This window comes from Paenibacillus sp. Root52, from assembly GCF_001426865.1.
Taxonomy (GTDB): domain Bacteria; phylum Bacillota; class Bacilli; order Paenibacillales; family Paenibacillaceae; genus Paenibacillus.
The window spans coordinates 12,980-38,146 of sequence record NZ_LMFO01000011.1; the positions used below are offsets into that span (position 1 = coordinate 12,980).

Sequence of the window (25,167 nt, forward strand, 5' to 3'; positions counted from 1 at the left end):
CTCCTCCTTTTATTTTTTCCCTTTGACGTAATCCGCATCGAACAGGAACAGCTTGAAGACCAGAATAAGAGATGGAATCAACAAGCACAGCCCCCCGATAAATACAACGACAAGTGCGAAGCCCATGGCTGGTGATGTCGCGCTACTCTGAATCGTGATATATGGATCAAGAATATAAGGATATTGACCAATCCCGTAAGCGAAAAAGGCACAGAAAAATTGAAGCATGATGCAAATAAACGCAAATCCATATCTACGTCCGTTATACAGCAGCCACATGGCAACCATGAAGAAAGCAACGGAAAGTGCAAGCAACCACCACAGATCCATCATATTTTGAAAATGGCGCTCATTGTGTTGACCCAAATATATGAATGCAGTCAGTGCGAGAATGATGGTCGGTGTACTCCAGAACAAAGCATAGTTCCGCATCAGCTTAAGTGCCCCCTGATCCTCTGCCCGTGATGCATAAAAGGTTAGAAACGATCCGCTGATAAATAGGACAGAGACAATCGCCAGTCCAACGATGCTCCACGATAACGGGTTGGTAAACAGCGCCCAATAGTCCAGTGTAACGGTCTCGCCCTGTTTCAAAATAAATCCACCTTCCGACAGTGTCAGTGCCACGGACAGCGATGCAGGAATAAGCAGACCTGTAGCTCCGTATAAGAACAGGTACACGATATTGTTTTTGGAACCATAATTCTCAAAAGCATAGAACGAGCCACGAATGGCAAGCAGAATGATGGCAATACTCCCCGGCACGATCAGTGCGGCGCCATAATAGGAAGCGGTGTCCGGGAAAAACCCGACAATACCGATGTAGAAAAATACAAAAAATACGTTGGTGATCTCCCAGACCGGCGATAGATAACGGGAGATCAGACGATTAATCAAGTGATCCTGCTTCGTCAAACGAGCATAGAAGGCAAAAAAACCTGCTCCGAAATCAATAGAAGCTACGATGAGATAGCCATACAAGAACAGCCAGAGTACCGAAATTCCGATTAATTCATAACTCATCAGGCATGCCCTCCTTGATCCGCAGATTGATCCTGTTTCGCCTTCATCCATTTCTCCATCTCAAGATCAGCAGGATTGTTGTTAAACAGACGTCTTAATACAAGAACACATATAACACCGAGCACGATGTACAACAGTAGGAAAACAAAAAATAATACTCTCACACTTGGTGATGAAGTAGCCGCTTCTTCCACCCGCATATACCCTCGAATGATCCATGGCTGTCGTCCCACCTCTGCATAGAACCAGCCCATCTCAACGGCAAGAAACGCAAGTGGAGCACTCAGCGCAACGAGGCGAAGCATCCATTGGTTGAACTGATTACGCTTCTTCCAGAACACCAACAGGAAATATAGACTGGAGATCGCAAGTAGGGCGAATCCAATTCCGGCCATCACATCGAATAAATAGTGCACCAGCAGTGGCGGATGTTCATCCGGTGGAAATTCGTTCAGCCCCGTCACTTCGGCATTAAAATCTCCAAAGGCGAGAAAGCTGAGCAATTTAGGCAAATGAAGAGCCCCTATAATCTCATGTTCCGCGTTCAGCCATCCGAGTAAAATTAAATCTGCGCCGCTCTCTGTCTCAAAATGCCATTCTGCTGCAGCAAGCTTCTCAGGTTGATGTTCAGCCAAAAACTTGGCAGATACATCTCCAGCAAGTGTGTTCAGCAAGCTGAATACCAAAACAACAGCCATCATCAGATTCAAGCCTTTCTTGTGGTACGCAGAAACACCTTTTCTCAGCATGGCAAGGGCAGCAATCCCGGCCAGTAGAGCCGCTCCCGTTAAATAAGCTGAGCTTAGCACATGGAATACCTTGGAGAACGTTGCTGTGTTCAGCATCGCTTGCACAGGGTTAACCGCGATGAACTGGCCTGCCTCCATGACAAATCCTTCAGGTTGGTTCATGAATCCGTTCACGGTTGTAATAAAAACAGCCGACATCCCTGCTCCGGCCACAACCGGAATGGTTAACAACCAGTGAATATACGGGTTCTTGAATCGATCCCACGTATACAGATAAATGCCTAGGAAGATCGCTTCGAAGAAGAACGCGAACACTTCCATAAATAGCGGTAATGCAATGACATTCCCGGCTAACTTCATGAAATTCGGCCATACCAAGGCAAGCTGTAGAGATATCGCTGTTCCTGTCACGACACCTACCGCCACGGAAATGACAAATCCTCGTGACCACCTTTTCGCCATAAGAATGTAATGGTTATCTTTCTTCCGAATGCCAATGAACTCAGCAATAGCAATCATTAGAGGCACACCTACACCAAGTGTTGCAAAGATCACGTGAAATCCGAGCGTTAAGCCTGTCACCAGCCTACTCCATAACACCGTATCTAACTCCATACCTCTGTCACCTCCGTTTTCATTTTTCACTTAAGAACCCAATACAGATAAAGTACGAGAAAAATTTCACATATTAAGATACAAGGATGCATTCCGAAATCATCAACATGATTACTGCTTAAATTATCCCACTCTCGCAGTCCTATACATCCCATGCCAATATATAAAATTATTATATCTACAATTGTGAATGATACAATTGCAGTCACTTCCTTGACATGAAATAGACAAGGAACAGTCACCCCTTTTCAACTAATCTATGAAAATGAACTAAATTATCCTTTAGAGCTATTGACTTGTTTATCCGCAGGGCTTGGCATATCTCTGAAGCACAAAAAGGCCGCTAATCATAGGATTAGCGGCTCTTTACACTATCGTTATCGTTGACTGATCTTTTGCCAGAATGACTGCTTCAAAATCTTCTTTTGCCTTCACTTCATTTAAGTAACTTGTCATTGTTGTTGTTTTTGATAAGCATGCATTGCTGTTTGAAATTGGTCTAGTGCTTCTTGGTATTTGAGGCGATCCTTATCGTTGGTGGCAAGCTGTTTTTTCATCATTAAATCGTCCTGTAGTCTTGTAACTAATTCCGTTATTTGATCTCTTGGATTGGAATTTGCCGGTTTAGGTAACGAATCTTCACCCGTCTGTATTGTAAGTTCACCCTTGCTATCCACCTGACCAATTAAAACTTCTCCCAAATTCAAACCAAGCTTGCGCAGCTCTTTTTGTACCCATTCTTCGTTATGTCCTGTTACTTGTAAAGTATCTGGCAAGATATGCCCATCCATGATGATCGTTCTTGGTTCCTGTTCAGAAGAAATATGATAGCCCAACGCATTGGCTGTAAGGGGCTGGTATTCATTTTTTAACATTACACTGATATCTCCACTCTGTTCCATTACGGCAAACTCCACATCGGCAACTCGAAATACATCTTTTTTACGAAGTTGCTCCAGAAATTCATCAATCGTCAAGCGTTCTTTCGCTAGCGCTTTTTTGATCACTGCTCCATTTTCAATAAGAATTGTTGATTTCCCGTCCACAATATCTCGAAACTTTTTACTTTTCATCGTTAAGTACTCCGCACCTGCAGACACGGCAACCCATACAAATACCGCAAGAAAACCTAAATACCACTTCGTATCTGTATCTAACGAAATATACCCCACCAAGTTACCTAAGGTAATCCCAGTAATATACTCAAATAAAGATAATTCAGAAATTTGGCGCTTTCCTAGAATTTTCGTAATGAAAAATATTATTGTTACTGCAGATAACGTTCGAAAGGTGACCTCTAACCATTCTGGCACGTTGGATGCTCCATTCCTGTGGATTAACTGTGTTGGTGGTGCTTGTAAAGGTTATAATTACCACCACATTCATGATGTATGCACAGAACATGAGATACTTCCAATTCGAACGTTGCAAACTGCAGTATAGTCGCCAAATGATTCGTGGGGTGTCGGTCATCGCTGGAATAAATCATCTAAAAAAAACTGAACCGATCCGCTTGTCCAAGAACCAAGGCACCAACAATCGCCTGCTTACTCCACTCCACACATATAATGTAGTAGTATGAACTATATACATTACTAAAGGGAGAACGTTCACTCTATGGAATTCAATATATTTATAGTTGAAGATGATCAGGCGTTATTTGAAGCGCTACAAAAAGGGCTGGAAGCATGGGCATTCCGGGTTACGAAACCGGAAGATTTTAATGAAGTTATGCGTTCGTTTCTTGACCAACAACCTCATCTGGTAATTATGGATATTACGCTACCTAAATTTGACGGTTTTCATTGGTGTAGGGAAATTCGTTCTGTATCCGAAGTACCTATCATATTTTTATCATCTCGCGATCACCCGTTAGATATGGTTATGGCGCTTAATATGGGTGCGGATGATTTTATCCAGAAACCCTTTCATTCGAATGTATTATATGCCAAGGTTCAAGCGATTCTTCGACGTACATATGCTTATGGGGAAACCCAGGCAGATACACTCGAATGGAACGGTGCCTTAATTGATTTAAAGCGCGGAGTTATCCGAAAATCAGCCGAGGAAGCAGATTTGACCAAAAACGAATTATTCTTGCTAATTTCGCTGGTGAAGTCCAACAATTCAGTCATTTCACGTCATGATCTAATTCGTAAGCTATGGGAGGATGAACAGTTTGTAAATGATAATACACTTACAACCAATATCACCCGTTTGCGACAGAAGTTAGACCTGCTTGGACTTTCAGACGCCATTGTGACAAAGAAAGGGATGGGTTACATGGCAGTGACTTTATAGGAGGAAATACATGGTATGTTAGTACGTTACGTTAGTTCAAAAAAAAGCTGGATTCTGCTGTTTATCAGCTTGCTTGGTCTGACTGATCTGCTTATTATTTTCGATCAGGGAGTAAGTGTTACACCCCCCTCTTTCATATATTTAAATGCGCTTTATATTATTGTGTTTATTGTATTTTTCATTTGGCGGTACAGGAAAGAAACCAGATATCTGGAAGCAGTTGCTAAACTACCGAAAGACATGCAAACTAACTGGTTTGAGAGTCTTCCCCACCCTGACAATGAATTAGATAAGATAACGTACAACGTATTAAGGGAGGCCTCATCCCATTTCAAAAAAATGCTCTCTCAAGTGAAAGAAGCCCAACTGATTGAGAATGATTTTACTGCCTCCTGGATTCATGAAATCAAGACTCCTCTTACCGCCATGAAGCTAATTATGGATGCACAAAGTAACCCGGATATAAGTAAAATTGAAACAGAGTGGCTGCGGATTCATCTGCTTATTGAACGGCAGCTGTACATGACACGCCTTCCTGCCCTGGAATCGGACTACGTTCTTGAAAGGCTGTCAGTACAACGTCTCGCCATAGAAGAAATCCAGGAATTGGCCCCCTGGTGTATGGAGAAAAATCTGGCAGTCAATATTGAAGGCAATGATGCCGCTGTTGTTACAGACCGTAAATGGTGCCGATTCATCATCAGACAGATCCTGACCAATGCTATCAAATATAGTCCTTCCGATACGTCACTCACGTTCAGAACAGCTGTTACGGAACAAGAGAACGTCTATCTGGACATAATGGATGAGGGCCCGGGTATCCAACCCCATGACTTGCCGCGTATATTTGATAAAGGTTTTACCGGCGGGAATGGAAGGATTCATAATGCCGCTACTGGACTCGGCCTCTATCTTGCCCAGTCTGTTGCAGCTAAGATAGGAATTAAACTTCAAGTCCACTCCAGCCAGTCGCAAGGTACAACAATGCGGTTGACTTTTACAGATTCTAATGCATTTGAGACCGTTAGAAGAGGACAAGCGAACCATATCCCGTTATGAACAGCCAAGGTTAACTTGGTTGTTTTTTTGTTAACCTGACGAATTCGTCACCTTCCGCTTCAACTCGTCACCCAAAGCGTGCGACACCATGGATATTTGTACGTAAACTTAACCTATAACCACATATGGGAGGTTCATCATGAATGAAATAAATGAACAAGATACAGTATTAAACGCCCGCAATGTTCAAAAAGCGTATGGCTCGAGGGGCAGTACCCAACATGTTTTGAAAGGCATTAATTTACGCGTTCTGCGTAAAGAGTTCGTCGGTATCATGGGTCCCTCTGGTTCCGGTAAAACCACTCTGCTAAATGTACTTGCGACAATTGACCGAACAACTGACGGTACAATATTAATTGACAATGAAGATATATCCGCCATGACAAATGCCGCTCTTTCCGCGTTCCGCCGTAACAAGCTTGGCTTCATCTTCCAGGATTACAATCTTCTTGATACGTTGACGGTAAAGGAAAATATCCTTCTGCCTATATCACTTACCAAGCTAAGTAAGAAGCAAGCGGAGAGAGAATTTGCAGCGATTGCAGACGTACTGGGCATTCGGGAATTGTCGGAGAAATACCCATTCGAAATATCAGGAGGGCAAAAACAGCGTACTGCAGCCGGACGGGCTTTGATCCATCAGCCTTCTATCATCTTTGCAGACGAACCGACGGGAGCCCTAGATTCCAAGTCTGCGTCATCGTTGTTGTCCGTAATGGATGAGGTGAACCGGACTAAAGAGGTCACCATTATCATGGTCACACACGATCCGGTGGCATCCAGTTATTGTAACCGCGTGGTCTTTCTAAAAGACGGGAAGATTTACTCCGAACTGTACCGGGGGGAGAAATCCAGACAGTCGTTTTTTAAGGAGATCATTGATGTGCAGGCTGTACTAGGGGGCGATAATATTGACGGTATTTGATCTGGCATTCCGAAGCATGCGGCAAAATATGAAGCATTACTATCTATATTTCTTCGCACTGATTTTCAGCATGAGCCTGTTCTTCATCTTTGCATCCCTCAAGTATGATCAGCAGGTACAGAATATGCTGGATTCAAGTGTGAACTTCACTACAGCATTTCAGTTTGCAGCAGTCCTGCTCATGGTAATCATAGGGATCTTTGCTGTTTCCTCTAACAGCATATTCTTACGAAGACGCAGTCGGGAGTTTGGATTATATCAGCTCATAGGGCTTTCCAAAGGTTGGATTATCCGTTATTTACTCCTTGAGAATATCTTGCTGGGTTTGGGCGCTTTGATAACAGGGATCATCTGCGGAGCACTCGTATCCCGTCTGTTTGTCCTGATCTTAATGAATCTACTCAACTTGAACGGTCTGCCTTCGATAGACTTTTCTGTACTGGCGGCGTTAGAAACAGCCATAGTATTTATTCTCGTCATCGTTATTACTTCTATTCAGATGATAGTAATAATCAATCGGCGAACCCTGCTCGGCTTATTCCAGGCAGATAAGCAGCCTGAACTTATCAGCAAGCGGCCCTCTATTTTTACGGCTGTAATCGCTGTACTTGGTGTTATATTGATCGGCTACGGCTATCAGTTATCGGATCATATGATAGATGAGCAATTAGTTTTTAATGCGCTGCTAGTAATGGCGTCTACAATAACAGGAACCTATATTTTATTTAGGGTGACGATCAGATGGTGTCTCTACTGGTTCCGCAAACGTAAACGGGGACATCTGGGTTTGTACAACAGTCTGTCGCTTGCTCCCCTGATGCACCGTATGAAAACCAATGCCAACTCGCTCACATTAATTACTGTGCTGTCAGCCTTAACCCTTACACTAGTTACCATGGCGTATTCTATCTACTACTCTGCAGAGAAAGTTACTCGAAAAGAGTATCCATATGATTTCGCAATTGAGAATAACCAGCGTGATACAGATGCGTTTACTGCCGAGCTAGAGAGCAATGGGATTCATTACAACCACTATACTATCCAAACATTCCGGACTAACGGTGTTGTTTTGGATCCGTTAGTCGAATCCGGGTTTAGAGAAGGCATGCTATTATGGCTTTCGGCTGAACAACTGCAAGAAACCGACAGAGATGTCTCTGTACCTGACTATGGCGAGGCAATAGAATATAATGCTTCTGCTCTTAGCCTTTATGACGACATTGATCTCACCAAACGTTATCCAACGATGATTGAACTGCGCTCAGAAACACAGACGAAGAGTTATCCCTTGACTGAAATATTGTTGGAGAATGTCGTGAACGCTGGAATATCAGGTAGACAAATGTTAGTATCTGAAGCCACCTTGGAAGAAATTGAGAAGAGAATGTCCAATATGGACGGCTTTGATCGGGTTCAGATTGATACATTTCTAGTTCCGGACAATAAGGAACTTGCGCTGGCTTCCTCTCTCTATCAGAAATATAATACGGACGACTATTATTCGGCAGACTTTTATTCCCGCTATACAAGTTTGCTCCAGCAATCCGGATTATTAATTTTTATAGCTGCCTTTCTGGGACTAGCCTTTCTTGCTTCAACCGGCAGTATTCTCTACTTTAAACAGATGAGCGAAGCCGAGCAGGAAAAACAGAGCTTTAGAACTTTGCGTCAGCTTGGTTTTGATGAAAAGATGATCATGAAAGGTATTTTGCGGAAGCAGATGTTAGTGTTTCTGCTACCGCTGTTCATTGGAATATTTCATTCGGTCTTTGCAGTCAAAGCAAGTTACTTTATAACTAATTCGGACGATACCTTCCCTGCGGTGATTTCGATGGGTGCTTATGCCGCCATCTATTTCCTGTTCGCTTTCTTCACGCTTGGATATTACAAAAAAATTGTTCAGAACGCTATGTTATAACAACTACTACGAGGAGGGAATAAAGCATGAAAAAAACCGTTATTGTTGTTCTGACCGCTCTCATTGTTTGCTCGGCTCTGTATTTAACATTCAAACGGGAGTTTGATCAGTTCAATCCATTCTATGAGGAACAATATGTATACGCAGTAATCAATGAACAAGCCAAGAAGGAAGGTAAAAATGAATGGATTCGCTACAGATATAATCTGATAGGATACACAGGAAAGGGAGAGAAGAAAAAGATCACTTTCTCCTCAAGCAAAGAACAGAAACCGGAAGGCTATGTTAGAGTGCTTGCTAAGGGAGCCTATACCAAAGAATGGATTTTAATAGAAGAGAAAAAGATTCCCGAGAATGTTTTAAACCAGTTACGCTCCCATTGAGTATATGTCTGAATAGCAACTCCAAAGACAGCCAGTGCTGCTGATTTCGAGTTGCTTTTTTGCGAGTGTGTAATGAGCTGGCCATTGGAAGATAATTATTTTGGTTTTCCACTCTATTCTTAAGCAGCACGGTTGCGAGATCCGTTTGGATTCTGCCCTTTCACGCAAAAAAATACGACCCACCCTTCGTAAGAAGAGCAGGCCTTACTATTTTACTTCTTTGCCGTCTGAGCCTTTTTCAGTTTATCAGCAGCTGCTTGAGTACCTGATTGAATAGCAGCAGTTGCTTTGGCTAGTGTTTTCTTCCCGTTTACTACCTGTGTCAGTTCTTTAAGTAGAATCGAACGAAATCTTAATTCAAAATTGGGTGACTTGTTCATGAGAGCATAGCTTGTTATCGATGAATCCAGATTAGGTTTTAATTTATAGAAAGCATCCAACTTGTAACCTGAGTACTCCTTAATCATGCGAGATAGAGGAGCACCGATATTATTATTAGAGCTCTTGGGTTTATAGTATTCGGTAGCGTAGTCATCTCCATTGAAGTATTTAATGAAATCCCAAGCAGCATCAACATCTGCTGCGTCTGCTGGAATTGCGAATATCTCATTGATGAAAACGTTTCCTGTTGACTTTCCATCCTTAGCGGCAGGGCTGGCAACAATACCGAGCTTGAAAGGTTTATAATCTTTCACACCATTTTTTGCTGCTTGTAAGGACTGCAGTTGACTAATCGAGGCTACTTTCATAGCTGATCGTCCCATAATGAACGAGCTACTTTCCAAGTAACTTTTGCCCGACAGGCTGATCCCTTCGTCAAGTACGCCGGATTTCGTTGTCTCGCTTGCTAGACGATAGGCGTTTTTCCACGCAGTCGTATTCGCAGTAGCCTTTAGAGTACCTGGATCCATGTACGTTAATCCTTCTGTTCTGGCGATATCCATGACCAAATTGCTGGATCCAAAGGAGCTTAGACCCCAAATTCGGGAGTTCTTATCTCCCTTAGTAGGGAATTTTTGGGCAAGGTTCAATATCTCTTCCCACGTCATTCCATCACTTGGTACTTTGACATTGTACTTTTTAAATAAATCAATATTATACAGAAGAGCATACGAATTCGTTTTCGGGCTTAACCCATAAAGTTTGCCACCGCCCTGTTCCTTTAATTCATCTAGTAAGCCAGGGTATAGTGTTGTCGTGTCATACTTATCTCGCTTAATTAACGGTTCTAAATCGACCAGCTTTTTATCTGTAGACAGTTGTTGGTAATGGTATGGAGGTAGCATAACCAGATCAGGTGAATACTTTTGGATAGCCCCATTGTAATCCTTAATCGCTTCCATACCTGCAGGTGCAACGACTTCGATGTTTGTATTCGGGTACTTCTGACTGAACAAATTTCCATACGTTCTGTTGAAATCATCTTCGTTCCAGTACAACACTTTTAAAGTACGTTTCGTATCTACCTCATTGTCCGAATTTGCAGAAGCTTGTTTACCTGTGCTAAGGCCTGCTGAAATACCGATTAACATAACACTAAGACTAACAAGCATGGCCTTCTGTAAAAAATTGTGCTTCAAAAATAAAACCTCCACCCATTTGTTGTTCAAACGATTATTCGCTTGTGTTGAACTAAGTATAGAGGTGAAAGCTTATCATCTAACTACCGTACTTCTTATCATTTCCTTAATTAATACTGACGTTACTCAATACATAAAAATATCACTTATAATTACCGTGCTGCCTTCCAATGTAAGGTAGATACAGAATCAAGGAGGATCTATGGCGGAAAGAACGATTTTAATGGTGGATGACGAAGCGGAAATCATCCAATTAATGAGTATCTATTTCAATAACGAAGGCTTCAAGCTCCTGCAAGCGTCGAATGGCGTGGAGGCACTGAAGATTTTAAATTCGCAACAAATCGATTTAATTGTACTTGATCTAATGATGCCCGAGATGGACGGGTTGCAAGCTTGTATGAAAATACGAGAAACGAACCCTATACCTATCATTATGCTATCGGCTAAAGGCCAAGATATCGATAAAATATCAGGTCTCAGCATCGGCGCTGACGACTACGTAACCAAGCCATTCAACCCACTCGAGCTGATCGCACGTATCAAGTCGCAGCTTCGAAGAATGAACCAGTTCAACGCCATTGCGGCTAACGCGAACGAAATACACATCGAAAATGTTACCATTAATATTGCGTCCCATACGGTAAAGGTCGATCAGCAGGAAATTAAGTTAACTCCCCGCCAGTTCGCACTCCTGCATACGTTAGCAGTTAATAGAGGGACGGTGCTTAGTATGGATCGTATCTACGAAGAGGTCTGGAACGAGCCCTTTATGGAGTCAAAAAATAGCGTTATGGTACATATCAGAAAGCTCCGTGAGAAGATAGAATCTAACCCGCGCGAACCTCGAATCATCAAAACCGTATGGGGAATTGGATACAAAATAGAAAGTGATGAAAAAGTAAGGGGTGATTAATATGCAACCACAGTGGCTATATACGATTCGTTGGAGATTAATGCTGATCATGGTTGCAAGCCTGGCTTTAACAGGCGTAGGTATTTTGTTGGGTTATGTCATGGCGGGTGCACTGCAAAAAATCGAATACGTGGCTGTTCCGATCAATTGGATCATTGAGCAAGCCGGGTCCATTCGCGTGATGATCATAACCGGTATAATTCTATTTCCCGTCGCTTTTTTCCTTGCCAGCTTGCGTTTGGTTCGAGATTTGCGTGCGATCAATGCAGGGTTGCGGGAAATATCGGCAGGTCGTTTCGGAAATGTGGTAACGGTCAAAAGCAAGGATGAGCTAAGCGTGATCACTGAGAGTATGAATCATTTGAGCACCGAATGGGATCATTACTTGGCGGAAGTTACATGTGGTTTGGAGGAAATTGCGAGCGGCCAATTCGACCATCAAATTCCGGAAATTGCCGGTAATAAATTGGGCGAGGTCGCGCGCAGCATTAATCAGATGAGTATGCAATTGAAGCATTCTATAGCGGAGGAACGCAAGGCTGAAAAGACTAAAAACGATTTGATTACCGGTGTGTCGCATGATCTCCGCACTCCACTAACCTCGATTCTCGGCTTTCTCGAAGTAATCCAGGAGGATCGGTATCAGGATGAAGTGGAGATGCGTTATTATATCAACATCGCGTATGAGAAATCCTTGGCGCTTCGGCGATTAATCGACGAACTGTTCGAATATACCCGAATCAACAACGGCATGCCTCTTGAAATGAACGAGCTCGATATCGCCGGCTTAATCGGTCAGCTTGCCGAGGAATTTGTGCCGATTACGGAGAACGCAGGCATGAAAATCAGGCTGAACATACAAGAAGGAGATTTCAAGATTCAAGCGGACGGAGGATTGTTGGTACGGGCGTACGAGAATATCATCGCAAATGCCATCCAGTACGGGAAGGAGGGCAAATATATCGATATCGATATTACACAGGATGGAGATATGCTGGCCGTGCGAATTCAAAATTATGGAGATCCCGTTCCGGAACGGGATTTACCGTTCATCTTCGACCGCTTTTATCGGGTGGAGAGGTCTAGGTCGAAGCAGACCGGGGGTACAGGTCTCGGTCTGGCTATCACGAAGAGTATTGTCGAGGTACACCGAGGATGTATTACTGCGCGCAGCAGTAGGAAGGCAACTTCATTTGAGACACGCTTCTCCATTTCTGTCCTCAATCAGGCTCATGAGGCTGTTCGGGAAACAGATCAACATGAAATCGAGCAAATACCAACCACACTTCCCGAAAAAGGACTGGCGCCGAAAAAAGGAATTTTTCATCAAGAACGACGCTTATTCCAACCAAGGATAGCTGCTGTACCAATGATCGTGTTGCTCGTCTGTGCGTTGGTACTGTTCAGCTTCAAGAATTCATTTACCTCCAATCTCGTGGCAAAGTTGCCTGCCATCTTCTCTGAAAATGACGCCCCAACGCTGATACCCACAAGCGGGAATAACGAGATGACTTTAATTACTGGTAAAACAGACAAAGGCTATACACTGCTTATTCATAGTTACGTTTTCGACGGCCAGAGCCTAATTATTCAATACTCAATGAAACATTCTAACCAGATATCGGAGTTGCAGTGGACGAAACAATCGGTAGAGCCAACTTTTATGTTAGATCCTTCAACGATAAAGGCGGTTCCCGGCATTGCCACGGATACAGGTGTAACGTTGCCCAAAAACGGCACCATCAGATTTTATTTCATCGGGACTTTGCCACCTCCAGATCAGTTCCTGTTAAAGGTTAACGTAAACCAGTTAATCCTGTCCGATGGCTCGGGTCAGCAGGATCTGCTCTCCGGAGAATGGAGCTTTGAAATTCCTGTGAAGAAAAATCATGAACGAAAAGCCAATGGTCAAAGCGCGCCTTTGTAAAATGATACCGTTCCCCGCAATGCTAATAATTTAAAACTATACTGCCCGATCATATAATAGGATCAACCAATTCTTTTCGGTTGATCCATTTTATATTAACTTTAGGGTAGCCGAGCACGTGATAGCAGCTGTTCGACCTCATCCCTTATCACATGTACGTATATTAGACATTTTGCTTTTCCTCTCTCTCAGTGACCCCCTTGAGCCCCTTTGATGTAACTTATTTATCATGCGCATTGGAGATGATTTCTGTTGTTTTAATATTCCAAATAACTTTCAGCAATTTCCGTCAATGTTTCTTTACTTACTTGATCTGAATTTGCCAGCACGGTATAGCTGTATCTTTGTTTTTTGTCTGGGCTCTCGTATATCCATTGCAACTGGATCGCGCGTGAAGGATCAAATTCTGTTTGCAGCATCTCTACACCCTTCACATGAACCTTTTCCTGTCTAAATTCAACTTTCTCATCAATATACGATGTCGGGTTACTCTTACCAGTCAGATTATGGATCATAACCTCGATTTTATCTTCGCCGTTTTGATACGTAACAGATAGATGGGAAACCTCATCTGTCATTTCAACTGGCATCATTGCATAACCATGCTTAGACTTTTCGGCCTGATGTCTCAGTTTTGTAGTCATTTCCTCTTTTTCTTGCAAAGAGGGTGGGTTTACATCATACGCAGTTTTGAAGAATACATCTGCCTGTTGGTATGTATAATCCCCATTGACCTTGTCTGCAACCTTAATTGATTGATCTGTAATCGTATCGCGCAACTGAGAAAGATTGTAGAAACTAGTTGCCTTCATGCCCAGGTCTGTCTGATGATTCGGATTATTGGCAGCAACATAAAATAAAGCGGCTTGACCGTTCTTTAACAGCTTCTCTTTAAGGTCATAAAAAGCTTCAAAACGTTTTACGTCCTCTTTTGATTCTGTCTGTTCGTATTCTTTCGTCGATTTAGTCTCATATACAACTTCGCCATCCGTATTCGTCAAAGAATGATACTGGACTGCCGCATAACCTGTGGTGGCCATTAACATCATTCCAACAAACGCAGTTAAAGCAATTTTATATCTCACAAAAAACCTCTCCTTTTTCATTTCAGTATGCAGTACCTTCATTACCTTACCTGTTAGTTCCACATCGGGAATACGCGGGTCACCAAACAGTTTTTTCAAATCCTGATCCCTCTCCATATTCATACACTCCCCGTCCCTTTGCTTGGGCATAATACTTTCGAAATTTTGCGGATGTCCGTTCATATTTTTTACGGAGGCTTGCGCTGTTCTTGCCGAGAATCAAACCAATCTCCTGGTAGCTCTTATCCTCGATACAACGTAATATTAACAAGTTGCGTTCCTCCGCCGATAGTTTCGTCATAGCCTGATGTACAGATTCATCAAAATAGTTGGCTTCAATATGCATATCCACATCATTGTTATCTTTATCGTCACGGTAAAAGAAAGGTAAATATTTAACCAATTTACGTCTACGAATGAAGTCAATACACTGGTGGTAGGCAATCTTGTATAACCATGCGCTAAAACCCATCTCATATTGGGTATATTTTCGCAAGTTGCGAAATGTCTTCAGAAACACTTCCTGTGCATTATCTTCGGCTTCATCATGTTTACCCAGCATATGATAACAGTAGAGAAAGATTGGTTTCTGATAAACCTTCATGATCTTCTCGAATTTTTCTATCTCTCCATCTAACACATCTGCAATGATCTGATTAATCTCTGTGTCATTCAAGTTCTCTCCCCCCTTTCATACTATACAACGAACAACTCCACCATTAATGTGACAGTACGGAAGGTACTATATTCAAAACCGCCCTATCCAGACGGTAAAATTAACGCCAGACCTCTCCTGCCCTTTAGCCGAATAAAAGCAGCTGATCACTGTGATCAGCTGCTTTCTCAGATTTATTACGCGATCGGCTCCTGTTATCTTACGTTTTCACAAATCTAGAACATCACTTCGATATTCTATTCTTAAATCCTCAAGCAAACTATTCAAACCACACCATAAGTTCTCACATAGTAGATAAAGCTCTTCCTTATCAGCTAACTCACCACTTATTACATTTGTTGCTAACTCAACATATCCTTTTGGCTTGATCGGTTTTTCTATAGATTCTTCCAGAGTTACGGCTCTACTGGTGTAATACTGTTTATTCATTAATCCAATCAATTTAGCAGTTTGCCATGTTAAATCAAATACAGCACGGGGTAGATAAGAGAGGTTATTGGAAGCTTTGGCATTTCGGATCTTGCCCATAGTCTCATATGGCTCCCAAATCATAAATTCTGCTATTACTTCTCTAAACCTCTCGTCAGGTAATGAGAGCACAATCTCCTTCGCCTTAGGAAATACGCCATTTGGGTCGTACAGGGAGGTAATATGTACGAAACTTCCCGCTCTAAGAGCCCATCCATCATCCACTACACTTGCTTGATGAAACCATTCTGATTTTTGCTTGGTAGAAATCTCTAATTTGAACGGATGAAGAATTAATTCATAGGTAGGTATATTCACTCCATCTCTACTAATGATGTGCAATTCTATATCTGAGTAAGGCCCTTCTTTTCCTTGAGCAACTGAACCATAAATACCGATAGCCTCAATGTCCTTATCGTATTTTTCTAATAACTTATTTTTTATTTCATTTATAAAATCGAATTTTAATTTACGACTAGTTTCAGCTGGAAAAGGCAACATGTGAGTCCTCCTAGTATCTGGATTTACTTCATTCTATCATCCATTGCTCCATATTGAGTACACGGTAGTGTAACTGCTCCTTTTTCAAAAGTTCAACTGGAAAACCAAAAGACGCCTGTCCCATTACAGGAACAAACGTCAGGGTTAAGATAAAGACTGTGAAGCAAGGTAATGAACGTTCTTACGTTATCCTTTGAATATAGATCTCCTTTAATGTACCGAATCTTTAACTACTTTTTTCTTTGATCTTGCCCCTATTAATATGATAATGATTGAAGAAACTACTAATAACACGGTGACCGCTGCGATCACTGCCGAGAAGGACTGATCAAAAGCAAACCGTGCAGCCTGTTTCAGCGTTTCTGAAGCTGACCCAGGCAATCCTTCTGCTACGATTAACGCTTCATCTAAGCTGTCTTTCACATTTGACGGAACATCCAAACCTGTTGGAATTTTCATAGATAACGTGTACACAAGCCCTGATAGACTGCCAATGATCGCTATTCCTGTAGCCCCACCTACTTCATATCCTACGCCTTCCATAGATGCAGCCATACCTGCCTTTTCATACGGGGCACTGCTCATTATGGAATGAGAAGCCACAGTCATCCCACCACCCAAACCCGCTCCGAAGAGTGCTAGTCCAAGAATTTGTCCAGCAAGGCCGGAATCAAATTGCACAAGATAGATTCCCAACCCTGCAGCTGCAATGAATAAAACAACACCCTTGATATGAATAGCATTAAAGCGATTCAAGAGCATTCCAGTCACTGGAGCAGCAATAACGGCTGCAAAAGGTATCGTTAGTGTATACACTCCGGCTAGTAGTGGACTGAAACCTTCCACCAATTGAAGTCGTTGTGTCACAATATATTGAATGCCTGTCTGACCGAATAATCCTACCAATGCCGTAATAAATCCCGTGGTAAACAGAGGTATCTTAAACAGTGAGAGGTCAATAAGCGGATCAGCGCTTCTATTTTGACGACGTATAAAGACAACAAGTGCCACGATACCAACAACCGCTCCGATTACTGCAAGAGTTATAGATCCTTCACGCCGAGTAGACTCTTTCAATGCATAGATTAGAGTAACCAAGGCGATCATAATTTGAATCGAGCTGGTTAAGTCAAACTTTTTATTTTTATTGCCTTCATGTTGTGGAACGAGCAGTAATGTTAATACAAATGCAAGCAGCGCGATGGGTAAATTAAGTAAGAATACAGACCCCCATGAGAAATACTCCAGAAGAAGTCCACCCACTATTGGTCCAAGTCCTGCACCTCCGGAGGCAATAGCACCCCAAATACCAATAGCCAAACCTAACTCACGCGGATCTGTAAAAGTAACTCTAACGATCGCCATAGTAGCAGGCATCATAATCGACGCTCCAACAGCAAGCAGTACCCTTGACGCGATCAAAACATAGGGGTTAGGGGCAAAGGCTGCAATAAGTGAAGCTATAGAAAATATAACTAATCCTATCGAGAACACCCTTTTATAACCCAAGCGGTCACCTAATGTACCCATTGCAGGAAGCAGACCCGCCATAACGAGTGAGTAACCATTTAATATCCATAATTTCTGCGAAGCAGTTGCACCTAAATCATGCGTTAACGTTGGCATAGCCGTGTAAAGAATCGTCATATCCATAACGATGAGTAGCAGTGCACTGGACACGATGAATAGAATCATCCAGCGTTTGAATTTTGACATGCTTAATCTTCCTCCGTGTACGAATTATTTTAAACTTTTAACATTTTGAAATATAATGTATAGGGTAACCCTATAGTCAACAACCATTTCTGCGAAACCAATCATTCGGCATAAATACACGGAGGATAGATAAATGTCAAATAGATTAAACGAATACTTTACAACCAGTGAACTAGCCAAAACATGCGGAGTAACAAAACACACGCTTTTTCATTACGATGATATTGGACTGTTAAAACCCGAAATCGTTAATTCTAAGGGATATCGTTATTATTCCCTTCAACAATGTCTTGTTCTTGATTTGATCATTGTACTCAAAAAAGCAGGCAGTTCATTAGAGGAAATAAAGGTGTTTATTCAGAAGCAGAATACACCCCTATTAATAAATATGTTGAAAGAGAAACAGATGGATTTAGAAAGAGAACAACGGAGAATTGCTCGCATGCAAAGTATCCTGAACAGCGCCATCCAAATGACCGAGGAAGCCACAGAAGAACTGCAAAATTCACCAAAGATCATAGAGTGTGAGGCAGAATCTTTCATAGTCACGCCATTAAATTTAGGTGATGGTGATAAGGAGTTTGCCAAAAAATTAAGCGAACATCGAGACTACTGTGAAACACACTATATTGATCACGAATTTCCAATTTGGACGATTATAAGCAAAGACCAATTTCAATCAGGGAATTATTATCCTGAGTACATGGCTAATAAAGTAAACACCCCGATTCCGGAAGAAATGATGCTTATCAAACCTGCAGGTTTATATGCTGCTATAGATCACAAAGGATCATATGATAGCATGCCACAAACTTATACAATCATTAAGAATTTCATAGCAAGTAAAGGAATGAACATAAGCGGAAACGTGTATGCCTTGGAACTACTCACCTATTGGACAGAAAAAAATCCAGACGACTATAAAATACGGATATATGTTCAGGTATCACATTAATACAAACTATATTCATTAGAAGAAACCAGAAATATGAATCAACGCTATGTTTTCCATCGTTCAAGAAACTGAATTTCAAAGGAAACATTTCTCCGACTTTGCGCGTTTATATTACACGGACACCAATTTTTGTAAGGAGGACTTCAAGATGAAGAGGAATAGACGGGTATATGCATGTTTTCGTTGAGTTTAATGATTAAGCATGTATTTATCATTCTGCATCTTCATATGAGCGATCCGGTTAGAATGGAGGTAATTTAGTGAAATCCAAATCACAAAAAAAATTATTTATAGTTGGTGTGACCCTTGCCTTAGGGATTGGTGCGAGTGTCTATGGCTTGGCAGCCACATCTGCTAACACTAGTCCCTCTAAGGATCTAGTTGAGGCTATAGGTATAGACGGAGTTGAAGGCTACATCAAAACTTCAGACATGAATCAAAATTTGCCACAAACCCCTGAGGAAGCTATTCAAAGTATGAACGCACCAAAAGTCGATAAATATATCAACTTGTACGATAGCGATGAGAATATTATCGGAAAATTCTTACTTGAGAGTTCAGAAGATTCTAACACTGCAAAGGAAATTGACCTGAAATTAGCCAAGCATATGTTAAAGGAGAGCGACCGCCCCGCGCTGGATATACTCCAAGAAAATCTAATTGCTCTCGTACAGCATGATCACAAACTTTACCGATCTGGTTTTGTCGATGACCAACTGGCAGATGCTATGGACTTTTATTATGGTGAGCAGTTCCAATATAAGTTCTCAAGCATCGAGAGCATTGAGAAACATGCATCTATCAAAAATCAATTACATATTACTGTTCTTGGTGAACGTCTGGATACAACAACCGATTCGGTTGAACAAGTAAAGATGATGTATGCGATCCGGCAGAGTGAACAAGGAGAATGGGACATCTATACCATTGATTAATGACATACCGTCCCCGTTTCAGGGGACTTATTACAAACTGGGATATAAGATCAACGATTCATATAATGAGCATACAGTTGCTCGAAGGTTGTAAATCGTTCGACTTCTCTCCCGACCTTACCATATTCCTCCTCATACTCACCCATCACTTCAAGGAACTTCTCTTGCATATCGATTAGATCACTTGCATCAAAGTACTGCATAAGATTAAATTTCTTAGTTCCGATCTTTGCAGCCATTTCATCAAGATAGCCTTGTGCTCCAAAAGCTGAAAGAAATACATAAGGGGCATCGTTGGTTAACACACCGTTCAACATTTTGTTGCGGTAGTTGCACCACAATTCTTCGTAAGTTCCCTTCATATTATCAAAGGTCGGAGCAGGTCTAACGATTAACGTATCACACATCGTGCTGTGCAACGTCGTAACGCTTTTCAACATGTTAAAAGATGCCATTCTTATTTCTTCAATCGTATTCGCTTCAATGACTGACATGTATAGTGATTCGAGATCATCCGGAACATAGCGCAACGAACATATCTCCTCCAAATATCGTTTGATTCCTCGTTTAATGCACGTGTTATTCATGCTGACCAACGCATTGACTAGATTGTACAGAACGTCGGCAGATGCATGTCGCACGGAGCCGATATCTTCACACAGCATCGTATCGCTGTAAGCTAGTTTAGCCAGATCAATCCACTTTTTTGCTCGATGAAGACACGCTTCTCCTATTGGGTTCGCAAGTGCATCAAGAGCCTTTCGCTTAAATTCGTTCAATTTCTCCAAATCCTCAGGCTTGGCATAGTAGAGTACCTTGAGCTCGGTTAGGCTCGATACGTTGGGACTTTCCAAGGTGGATTGCTCGTGTATTCTTGTATCCCAAGGCGTGCAATAGATGTCATATCCAACGTCATCCAAGATGAAGCAATCGGATATCTCCCAGCCCTTATCGGTATTATTAATGATAATTAGATCCAGATCGCTCTTCTCGTGAAAATCCCCGGTGTTAAATGAACCCGTAAGCCCAATAATGGCGATATCGTCTAGGTAATCTCTTTTTACGCGTTCGATCACCATATTGATCAGCCGTTCATTTTTGTTCAGCAGCTGCTTCATGATCATTTCATTCATCTCACTACTCCCCTTCGCATAATCCCACTGTCCTTTGTCACAACAACCTTAACTTGAGTCTATCGATTTAGAGATGCAGTTACTATGTATAAGTTGATTTAATTCATCTTTGCACAAAAATCCGCTAAACCGTCGATACGACGATATAGCGGATTCCATTAGTTCTTGGTATAAACAATCTTCTTAATACTTTCACAGGACAAAAAATACCGCTCCGCCAACTCGTTTATGCTGACTCCATCACGGAATAAGGATTTAATCTCAGCGTTTCGAGCAGAGACTTTACTCTTACTGTGTGTTTTCTCTCCCCATTTGAGGTGTGCCTCTTTAGGTTTGGGGATATATACTAATTCACCTTGAACGTATTCTTGAATGATCCGTAACAATTCTTCCGGGAAAATCGACTCGGCTTTTGAATATTTCACGTGCCTCACTCCTTATTTAATAAATCAATAAGGTGCAAAGCCAGTTCGTAGAATATTACAACTCGTTATTGGCAATTGGATTGTTGCTAATCTCTATGCAAAGCATTGCCATATCCTTCACTGGCTTTGCATAGAGCCATGCATATAAGAATCCTACCCCGATTGTTTTCAATGGCCTCACCTCCACAGAAAATAGATAGCTACTAACTGCTATTATATCAGAGCTTGTTGTTGAATTGTTTGCCATTCATGTTCATGTGGGTGACACGATTTGATTTTAAATCATAAAAGGTTATAGTTTATCTTAGGAAATAACTCATATGGGGTGACTAATCATGAACAAGCAAGAACAGGTCATGATGAATTTTAGGGACTTATTCAACAAATTGGTTTGGATTAATAAATCGAAGATGGAAAGTAGTCTGAAAGGTTATAAGCCTTCTGAAGTCCATTGTATTGAATTCATAGAGAAAAATGTAGATTCCAATGTAACGAAGTTGGCAGAATCCCTCTATATGACCAAGGGCGCCATAAGTAAATTAACGAAGAAGCTCATCGAAAAAGGGCTGATCGAAGATTATCAAAAAGCAAATAATAAGAAGGAAGTTTTTTTTAGACTAACCGAGCAAGGCAGAACCATATATGACATTCATGAGAAACTTCATACAGAGTTTCAGGAGAGAGATGAGTCTGTATTTAATCATGTAACCGAAGAACAGTATGATAAAATGCTGAACTTCATTGAAGTGTACAGCAAACATTTAGATACTGAAATAAATAAACAAGGTTTAGATCTAACGAAGTGAATCGAATAAAATGAGTTAAAACCAAGAGCAACCTTCTCTTTAGAGAAACGGGTGCTTTTTTTATCCCTCAATTATTGTTGACAAGGAAACAAAATAAGAGTAAATTTTTAGTTGACGAGGAAACAAAATTTAATTTAAAGGAGCATAACATGACATCAGACAACGTAAAGGAACCGGGAATACCCAAACATATTCTTATAACAGCTTGGGCAATTGCCCTTGGAGCAATCGCTCCTATGCTTGACTCTACCATGATGAACATTGTTGTAAATCAACTAACAAAGGATTTCCATACAACATTGGATACCATCCAATGGGCCATTACTGGATATATTTTAGCCCTTGCGATTGCAGTTCCTGTCTCTGGTTGGCTTATGAATAAATTTAACGGCAAGAAGGTCTTCGTTGGGGCTGTAATTGCTTTTGGTGTGATTTCTGTCTTAGTCGGAGTTAGCTGGGATATTTCAAGTTTCATCCTCTTCCGTTTACTTCAAGGATTCAGTGCCGGAGTCATAACCACTTTAATGTTCACCCTCTTAGTTAAAACAACCGGGCAACAATATTTAGGCAGAGTTATGGCTATTGTGAGTACGCCTATGATCTTTGGCCCTATCTTGGGACCAATCATCGGTGGCTTCATCGTTCAGGCGGCTTCTTGGCAATGGATCTTTTTCATTAACGTGTTCATTGTATTGATCTCCGCGCCATTAATGATAAGAAAGATTCCAGACTTCGAACCCTTCAACAAAGAGAGCAAGCTCGATCTAGTTGGAATTATTGTTTTGTCCTCTATGAGTGTGGCTTTAATTTACGGAATTACCAAAGCAGCAGATCATGCCACTTTCAATAATCACGAAACGATCTTGTGGATGGGAATTGGTCTTGCTATGGCTATCATTTATTTCGTCTACAATCGGATTAAAAGCAATCAGACCGTTCTGCCTATGAATTTGTTTGCACACAGGAACTTTGCAGCATCAAGCGCGGGGCTATTTTTAGCAAATATCGCTATTATGGGTCCGATGTTAATACTCCCCCTGTTCTTTCAAACCTTTCGAGACTTCACAATGATTCAAACAGCAGTTGCACTCATTCCCCAAGGCGTTGGTATGCTTGTCACCCGGCCTTTCATTGGAAAAATGATTGATAAAGTGGGTGCAAAATATGTACTGATCGCCAGCCTTATTCTTTCCCTTATCGGATCTATTCCATTTATATTCATCTCGGACACGACAAGTATGATCTGGATCTCGGTCATCCTGTTCATCCGTGGCGTCAGCGTTGGAGGCATTAGTCTTCCATTGATGAGTGAAGCCTACACTGGACTCGACAGTAAACTGCTTCCTGAGGCAGGTGTTGGCATCAATATCATTGAAAATCTGGGTTCGAGCTTCGGCTCAGCGATTATGGCTACTGCTGTTGCGACAACCATACAAGGCTTGCATCCAACGATTGCAAATCAATTGAAGGGGTACCATATCGGTTTCCTTGTAGCTACGATGATCCTAGCGTTGATTTTTATCCCAAGCCTGTGCCTTACCCATAAAAAGAAAGGCAGAAATACACCTACGTTTGAATGAGGTCATGACACAGCGTTTAATGTAACGGAGAATATTGAGGTTGTCACTGTCTATTGCGTTATTAATAAGCTCAACTGTCCATCAGTTGAGCTTTTGTTGCTATTTAATATGTGGAACCAAATGGTTTTTCATAGTAGAGTTTGGTAACAAAAGAAGAATATACTTTATATATAAAACGATTATTTTGCACAGACCCACACTGGAGGTATTACTCATGCAAACACTTGAAACAAGTCGATTGATATTAAGAAACTTTGTCACAACTGACGCTCCTGAATTAATCGAATACATCACCAATCCGAGAGTGAACTGCTTTCTAGAACATAACGTTTCAACATTAGAAGACGCTGTAATAGAGATTGAGAAGCGCAGCATTGCAGACGAGTATATCGCGGTCTGTCTAAAAGAGAGCAACAAGCTTATTGGAGAGCTGTTCACTATGAAGGAAGAACCGGACACCTATAATATTGGGTGGAATTTTAATGTCAAGTATGAAGGGAAAGGCTACGCAAGTGAAAGCGCGAATGCCTTCATGGAGTACCTCTATATGCAGCAAGAAGCCAGAAGACTGTATGCCTATGTCGAAGATGATAACTTCAGGTCACAAAAGCTGTGTGAGAAATTAGGCATGCGCCAGGAAGGCCTATTCAAAGAGTTTATTTCCTTTACCAAACATGAGGACGGAACTCCTAAGTATGAAAATACATTTCAATATGCATTACTGAAAAAAGAATGGCTCGCTCACCAGAAATGATCGGTTATTACATTGAATAACTTGGAACAATTTCATACGTAATTCCTCTTCTATTTCAAGAGCTAGCGGATTAATAGTAACATTTTAATAGGGAAAGAGCATTTCTATTCAGGCTGCCCCTTCCCTATTGTACTAATGTATCTACATGAGTTTAACAAACTCCCTATAATAATTTAGACATGTAATACTGGTCGAAAAGTTTGTCATTTATCAATAGTGAGTTTCTTTTTATTCCTTCTATCTCAAATCCCATTTTTTTATATAGAGATACTCCTGCTTCATTTTGAATGACCACTGTAAGTTCTAATCGTAAGATATTATGAGCTCTTGCCCATTCTTCCAACCTTTGAAATAGATTTGTTCCTATACCATGCCCTGTGTACTCTTTTAAGACACCTATAACTAGGTAGGCTGAATGCTTGGTTCTTCTTGTGTCTCCGCCAATGACTGCTAGATATCCTACTAACTTTCCAGCTTGTTCTGCAACGAGTACTGTTGAATTACTCTCTTGGTTCAATCGTTCCAACCATTTGCGTTGTTGTTCAGAAGAACCTTTTCTTTCTCCTGGTTCCATAAGCATAAAATGAGCCTCGGTTTCAACTTGCTTCATTAGCAAGTCAAAACTTTCAGCATCCTCAGGTTCTATCTCTCTGATCAACATCGAATCCCCCCATAAATATACTTATCCAGTATTATACATCCTATTGAACTAACCTGCCCTTTAATTGAATAAAAGC

23 protein-coding genes are annotated in these 25,167 nt (G+C 41.4%); 12 read left to right on the top strand and 11 right to left on the bottom strand.

The genetic code is table 11. The features are described from left to right. Positions 1–9: 9 nt before the first annotated feature. From ASD24_RS11140 to ASD24_RS11150, 3 genes are all read right to left on the bottom strand, one after another. On the bottom strand, positions 10–1,023 hold the full coding sequence (locus ASD24_RS11140; RefSeq protein ID WP_200956149.1) for a cytochrome d ubiquinol oxidase subunit II: 1,014 nt from the start codon (positions 1,021–1,023) through the stop codon (positions 10–12). Continuing rightward, on the bottom strand, positions 1,023–2,387 hold the full coding sequence (locus tag ASD24_RS11145; protein ID WP_056695505.1) for a cytochrome ubiquinol oxidase subunit I: 1,365 nt from the start codon (positions 2,385–2,387) through the stop codon (positions 1,023–1,025). The genes ASD24_RS11140 and ASD24_RS11145 overlap by 1 nt, the downstream gene beginning before the upstream one ends. 452 nt (positions 2,388–2,839) lie before the next feature. Beyond that, on the bottom strand, positions 2,840–3,700 hold the full coding sequence (locus ASD24_RS11150) for a DUF421 domain-containing protein (protein WP_056695508.1): 861 nt from the start codon (positions 3,698–3,700) through the stop codon (positions 2,840–2,842). A gap of 304 nt (positions 3,701–4,004) precedes the next feature. Here ASD24_RS11150 and ASD24_RS11155 point away from each other — a divergent pair, with 304 nt between their 5' ends. The 5 genes from ASD24_RS11155 (at position 4,005) to ASD24_RS11175 (ending at position 8,973) form a co-directional block, all read left to right on the top strand. Next, positions 4,005–4,688 carry a response regulator transcription factor gene (locus ASD24_RS11155; protein WP_056695510.1) on the top strand — a complete coding sequence of 228 codons (684 nt, stop codon included), beginning with the start codon at positions 4,005–4,007 and terminating at the stop codon, positions 4,686–4,688. A gap of 15 nt (positions 4,689–4,703) precedes the next feature. After that, the gene (locus tag ASD24_RS11160; protein WP_056695511.1) at positions 4,704–5,747 is read left to right on the top strand and encodes a sensor histidine kinase; all 1,044 of its coding nucleotides are present in this window, start codon (positions 4,704–4,706) and stop codon (positions 5,745–5,747) included. 139 nt (positions 5,748–5,886) lie between these two features. Beyond that, entirely contained in the window at positions 5,887–6,672 is a 786-nt protein-coding gene (locus tag ASD24_RS11165) for an ABC transporter ATP-binding protein (protein WP_056695513.1), read from the top strand. After that, positions 6,659–8,590 carry an ABC transporter permease gene (locus ASD24_RS11170; RefSeq protein ID WP_056695516.1) on the top strand — a complete coding sequence of 644 codons (1,932 nt, stop codon included), beginning with the start codon at positions 6,659–6,661 and terminating at the stop codon, positions 8,588–8,590. The genes ASD24_RS11165 and ASD24_RS11170 overlap by 14 nt, the downstream gene beginning before the upstream one ends. A gap of 26 nt (positions 8,591–8,616) precedes the next feature. Further along, a complete protein-coding gene (locus ASD24_RS11175) occupies positions 8,617–8,973 on the top strand; it encodes a YxeA family protein (RefSeq protein ID WP_056695517.1) in 357 nt (118 codons plus the stop codon). 212 nt (positions 8,974–9,185) lie between these two features. On the opposite strand, the gene ASD24_RS11180 is transcribed toward ASD24_RS11175, so the two are convergent. Further along, entirely contained in the window at positions 9,186–10,553 is a 1,368-nt protein-coding gene (locus ASD24_RS11180) for an ABC transporter substrate-binding protein (RefSeq protein ID WP_056695519.1), read from the bottom strand. A 202-nt stretch (positions 10,554–10,755) separates the two neighbouring features. Between ASD24_RS11180 and ASD24_RS11185 the strand changes: the two genes are divergently transcribed. Then, entirely contained in the window at positions 10,756–11,469 is a 714-nt protein-coding gene (locus ASD24_RS11185; protein WP_056695520.1) for a response regulator transcription factor, read from the top strand. A 1-nt stretch (position 11,470) separates the two neighbouring features. Further along, complete coding sequence (locus ASD24_RS31420; RefSeq protein WP_082560377.1) at positions 11,471–13,396, top strand: sensor histidine kinase; 1,926 nt, start codon at positions 11,471–11,473, stop codon at positions 13,394–13,396. A 257-nt stretch (positions 13,397–13,653) separates the two neighbouring features. Here the strand turns inward: ASD24_RS31420 and ASD24_RS11195 are convergent, their stop codons facing one another. From ASD24_RS11195 to ASD24_RS11210, 4 genes are all read right to left on the bottom strand, one after another. After that, positions 13,654–14,598, bottom strand: coding sequence for a hypothetical protein (locus ASD24_RS11195; protein WP_056695522.1), 945 nt, complete (start codon positions 14,596–14,598; stop codon positions 13,654–13,656). Then, positions 14,561–15,157 (bottom strand): RNA polymerase sigma factor, encoded by a 597-nt coding sequence (locus ASD24_RS11200; protein WP_056695525.1) that lies wholly within the window; start codon positions 15,155–15,157, stop codon positions 14,561–14,563. The genes ASD24_RS11195 and ASD24_RS11200 overlap by 38 nt, the downstream gene beginning before the upstream one ends. Before the next feature lie 207 nt (positions 15,158–15,364). Further along, the gene (locus tag ASD24_RS11205; protein ID WP_056695526.1) at positions 15,365–16,126 is read right to left on the bottom strand and encodes a kanamycin nucleotidyltransferase C-terminal domain-containing protein; all 762 of its coding nucleotides are present in this window, start codon (positions 16,124–16,126) and stop codon (positions 15,365–15,367) included. A gap of 210 nt (positions 16,127–16,336) precedes the next feature. Then, positions 16,337–17,842, bottom strand: a complete 1,506-nt coding sequence (locus tag ASD24_RS11210; RefSeq protein ID WP_056695528.1) for an MFS transporter — start codon at positions 17,840–17,842, stop codon at positions 16,337–16,339. A 133-nt stretch (positions 17,843–17,975) separates the two neighbouring features. On the opposite strand from ASD24_RS11210, the gene ASD24_RS11215 reads away from it, so the two are divergent. Beyond that, positions 17,976–18,797 (top strand): MerR family transcriptional regulator, encoded by an 822-nt coding sequence (locus tag ASD24_RS11215; protein WP_056695530.1) that lies wholly within the window; start codon positions 17,976–17,978, stop codon positions 18,795–18,797. Between the two features lie 260 nt (positions 18,798–19,057). Then, the gene (locus ASD24_RS11220; RefSeq protein ID WP_056695532.1) at positions 19,058–19,732 is read left to right on the top strand and encodes a hypothetical protein; all 675 of its coding nucleotides are present in this window, start codon (positions 19,058–19,060) and stop codon (positions 19,730–19,732) included. A 50-nt stretch (positions 19,733–19,782) separates the two neighbouring features. Here ASD24_RS11220 and ASD24_RS11225 read toward each other — a convergent pair whose 3' ends face one another. Together ASD24_RS11225 and ASD24_RS11230 are read right to left on the bottom strand one after the other, a co-directional pair. Then, the gene (locus tag ASD24_RS11225; RefSeq protein WP_056695535.1) at positions 19,783–20,865 is read right to left on the bottom strand and encodes a nucleotidyltransferase domain-containing protein; all 1,083 of its coding nucleotides are present in this window, start codon (positions 20,863–20,865) and stop codon (positions 19,783–19,785) included. A gap of 158 nt (positions 20,866–21,023) precedes the next feature. Further along, positions 21,024–21,290, bottom strand: coding sequence for a CD3324 family protein (locus ASD24_RS11230; RefSeq protein WP_056695537.1), 267 nt, complete (start codon positions 21,288–21,290; stop codon positions 21,024–21,026). Between the two features lie 335 nt (positions 21,291–21,625). Here ASD24_RS11230 and ASD24_RS11235 point away from each other — a divergent pair, with 335 nt between their 5' ends. From ASD24_RS11235 to ASD24_RS11245, 3 genes are all read left to right on the top strand, one after another. Further along, positions 21,626–22,096 carry a winged helix DNA-binding protein gene (locus ASD24_RS11235; protein WP_056695539.1) on the top strand — a complete coding sequence of 157 codons (471 nt, stop codon included), beginning with the start codon at positions 21,626–21,628 and terminating at the stop codon, positions 22,094–22,096. A gap of 149 nt (positions 22,097–22,245) precedes the next feature. Further along, positions 22,246–23,676: an MDR family MFS transporter gene (locus ASD24_RS11240; RefSeq protein ID WP_056695541.1), complete on the top strand. Its 1,431-nt coding sequence runs from the start codon at positions 22,246–22,248 to the stop codon at positions 23,674–23,676. Positions 23,677–23,890: 214 nt separating this feature from the next. Then, positions 23,891–24,430 (top strand): GNAT family N-acetyltransferase, encoded by a 540-nt coding sequence (locus tag ASD24_RS11245; protein ID WP_056695542.1) that lies wholly within the window; start codon positions 23,891–23,893, stop codon positions 24,428–24,430. 163 nt (positions 24,431–24,593) lie between these two features. Here the strand turns inward: ASD24_RS11245 and ASD24_RS11250 are convergent, their stop codons facing one another. Continuing rightward, positions 24,594–25,091 carry a GNAT family N-acetyltransferase gene (locus ASD24_RS11250; RefSeq protein WP_056695545.1) on the bottom strand — a complete coding sequence of 166 codons (498 nt, stop codon included), beginning with the start codon at positions 25,089–25,091 and terminating at the stop codon, positions 24,594–24,596. Positions 25,092–25,167 lie beyond the last annotated feature (76 nt).

Bases quoted from the DNA above. Each gene is read 5' to 3' on its own strand.
- ASD24_RS11155 (WP_056695510.1), top strand. From the start codon at position 4,005: ATGGAATTCAATATATTTATAGTTGAAGATGATCAGGCGTTATTTGAA.
- ASD24_RS11145 (WP_056695505.1), bottom strand. From the start codon at position 2,387: ATGGAGTTAGATACGGTGTTATGGAGTAGGCTGGTGACAGGCTTAACG.
- ASD24_RS11160 (WP_056695511.1), top strand. From the start codon at position 4,704: ATGTTAGTACGTTACGTTAGTTCAAAAAAAAGCTGGATTCTGCTGTTT.
- ASD24_RS11140 (WP_200956149.1), bottom strand. From the start codon at position 1,023: ATGAGTTATGAATTAATCGGAATTTCGGTACTCTGGCTGTTCTTGTAT.
- ASD24_RS11250 (WP_056695545.1), bottom strand. From the start codon at position 25,091: ATGTTGATCAGAGAGATAGAACCTGAGGATGCTGAAAGTTTTGACTTG.
- ASD24_RS11215 (WP_056695530.1), top strand. From the start codon at position 17,976: ATGTCAAATAGATTAAACGAATACTTTACAACCAGTGAACTAGCCAAA.
- ASD24_RS11175 (WP_056695517.1), top strand. From the start codon at position 8,617: ATGAAAAAAACCGTTATTGTTGTTCTGACCGCTCTCATTGTTTGCTCG.
- ASD24_RS11210 (WP_056695528.1), bottom strand. From the start codon at position 17,842: ATGTCAAAATTCAAACGCTGGATGATTCTATTCATCGTGTCCAGTGCA.
- ASD24_RS31420 (WP_082560377.1), top strand. From the start codon at position 11,471: ATGCAACCACAGTGGCTATATACGATTCGTTGGAGATTAATGCTGATC.
- ASD24_RS11235 (WP_056695539.1), top strand. From the start codon at position 21,626: ATGAACAAGCAAGAACAGGTCATGATGAATTTTAGGGACTTATTCAAC.
- ASD24_RS11240 (WP_056695541.1), top strand. From the start codon at position 22,246: ATGACATCAGACAACGTAAAGGAACCGGGAATACCCAAACATATTCTT.
- ASD24_RS11225 (WP_056695535.1), bottom strand. From the start codon at position 20,865: ATGAATGAAATGATCATGAAGCAGCTGCTGAACAAAAATGAACGGCTG.
- ASD24_RS11205 (WP_056695526.1), bottom strand. From the start codon at position 16,126: ATGTTGCCTTTTCCAGCTGAAACTAGTCGTAAATTAAAATTCGATTTT.
- ASD24_RS11195 (WP_056695522.1), bottom strand. From the start codon at position 14,598: ATGGAGAGGGATCAGGATTTGAAAAAACTGTTTGGTGACCCGCGTATT.
- ASD24_RS11185 (WP_056695520.1), top strand. From the start codon at position 10,756: ATGGCGGAAAGAACGATTTTAATGGTGGATGACGAAGCGGAAATCATC.
- ASD24_RS11245 (WP_056695542.1), top strand. From the start codon at position 23,891: ATGCAAACACTTGAAACAAGTCGATTGATATTAAGAAACTTTGTCACA.
- ASD24_RS11165 (WP_056695513.1), top strand. From the start codon at position 5,887: ATGAATGAAATAAATGAACAAGATACAGTATTAAACGCCCGCAATGTT.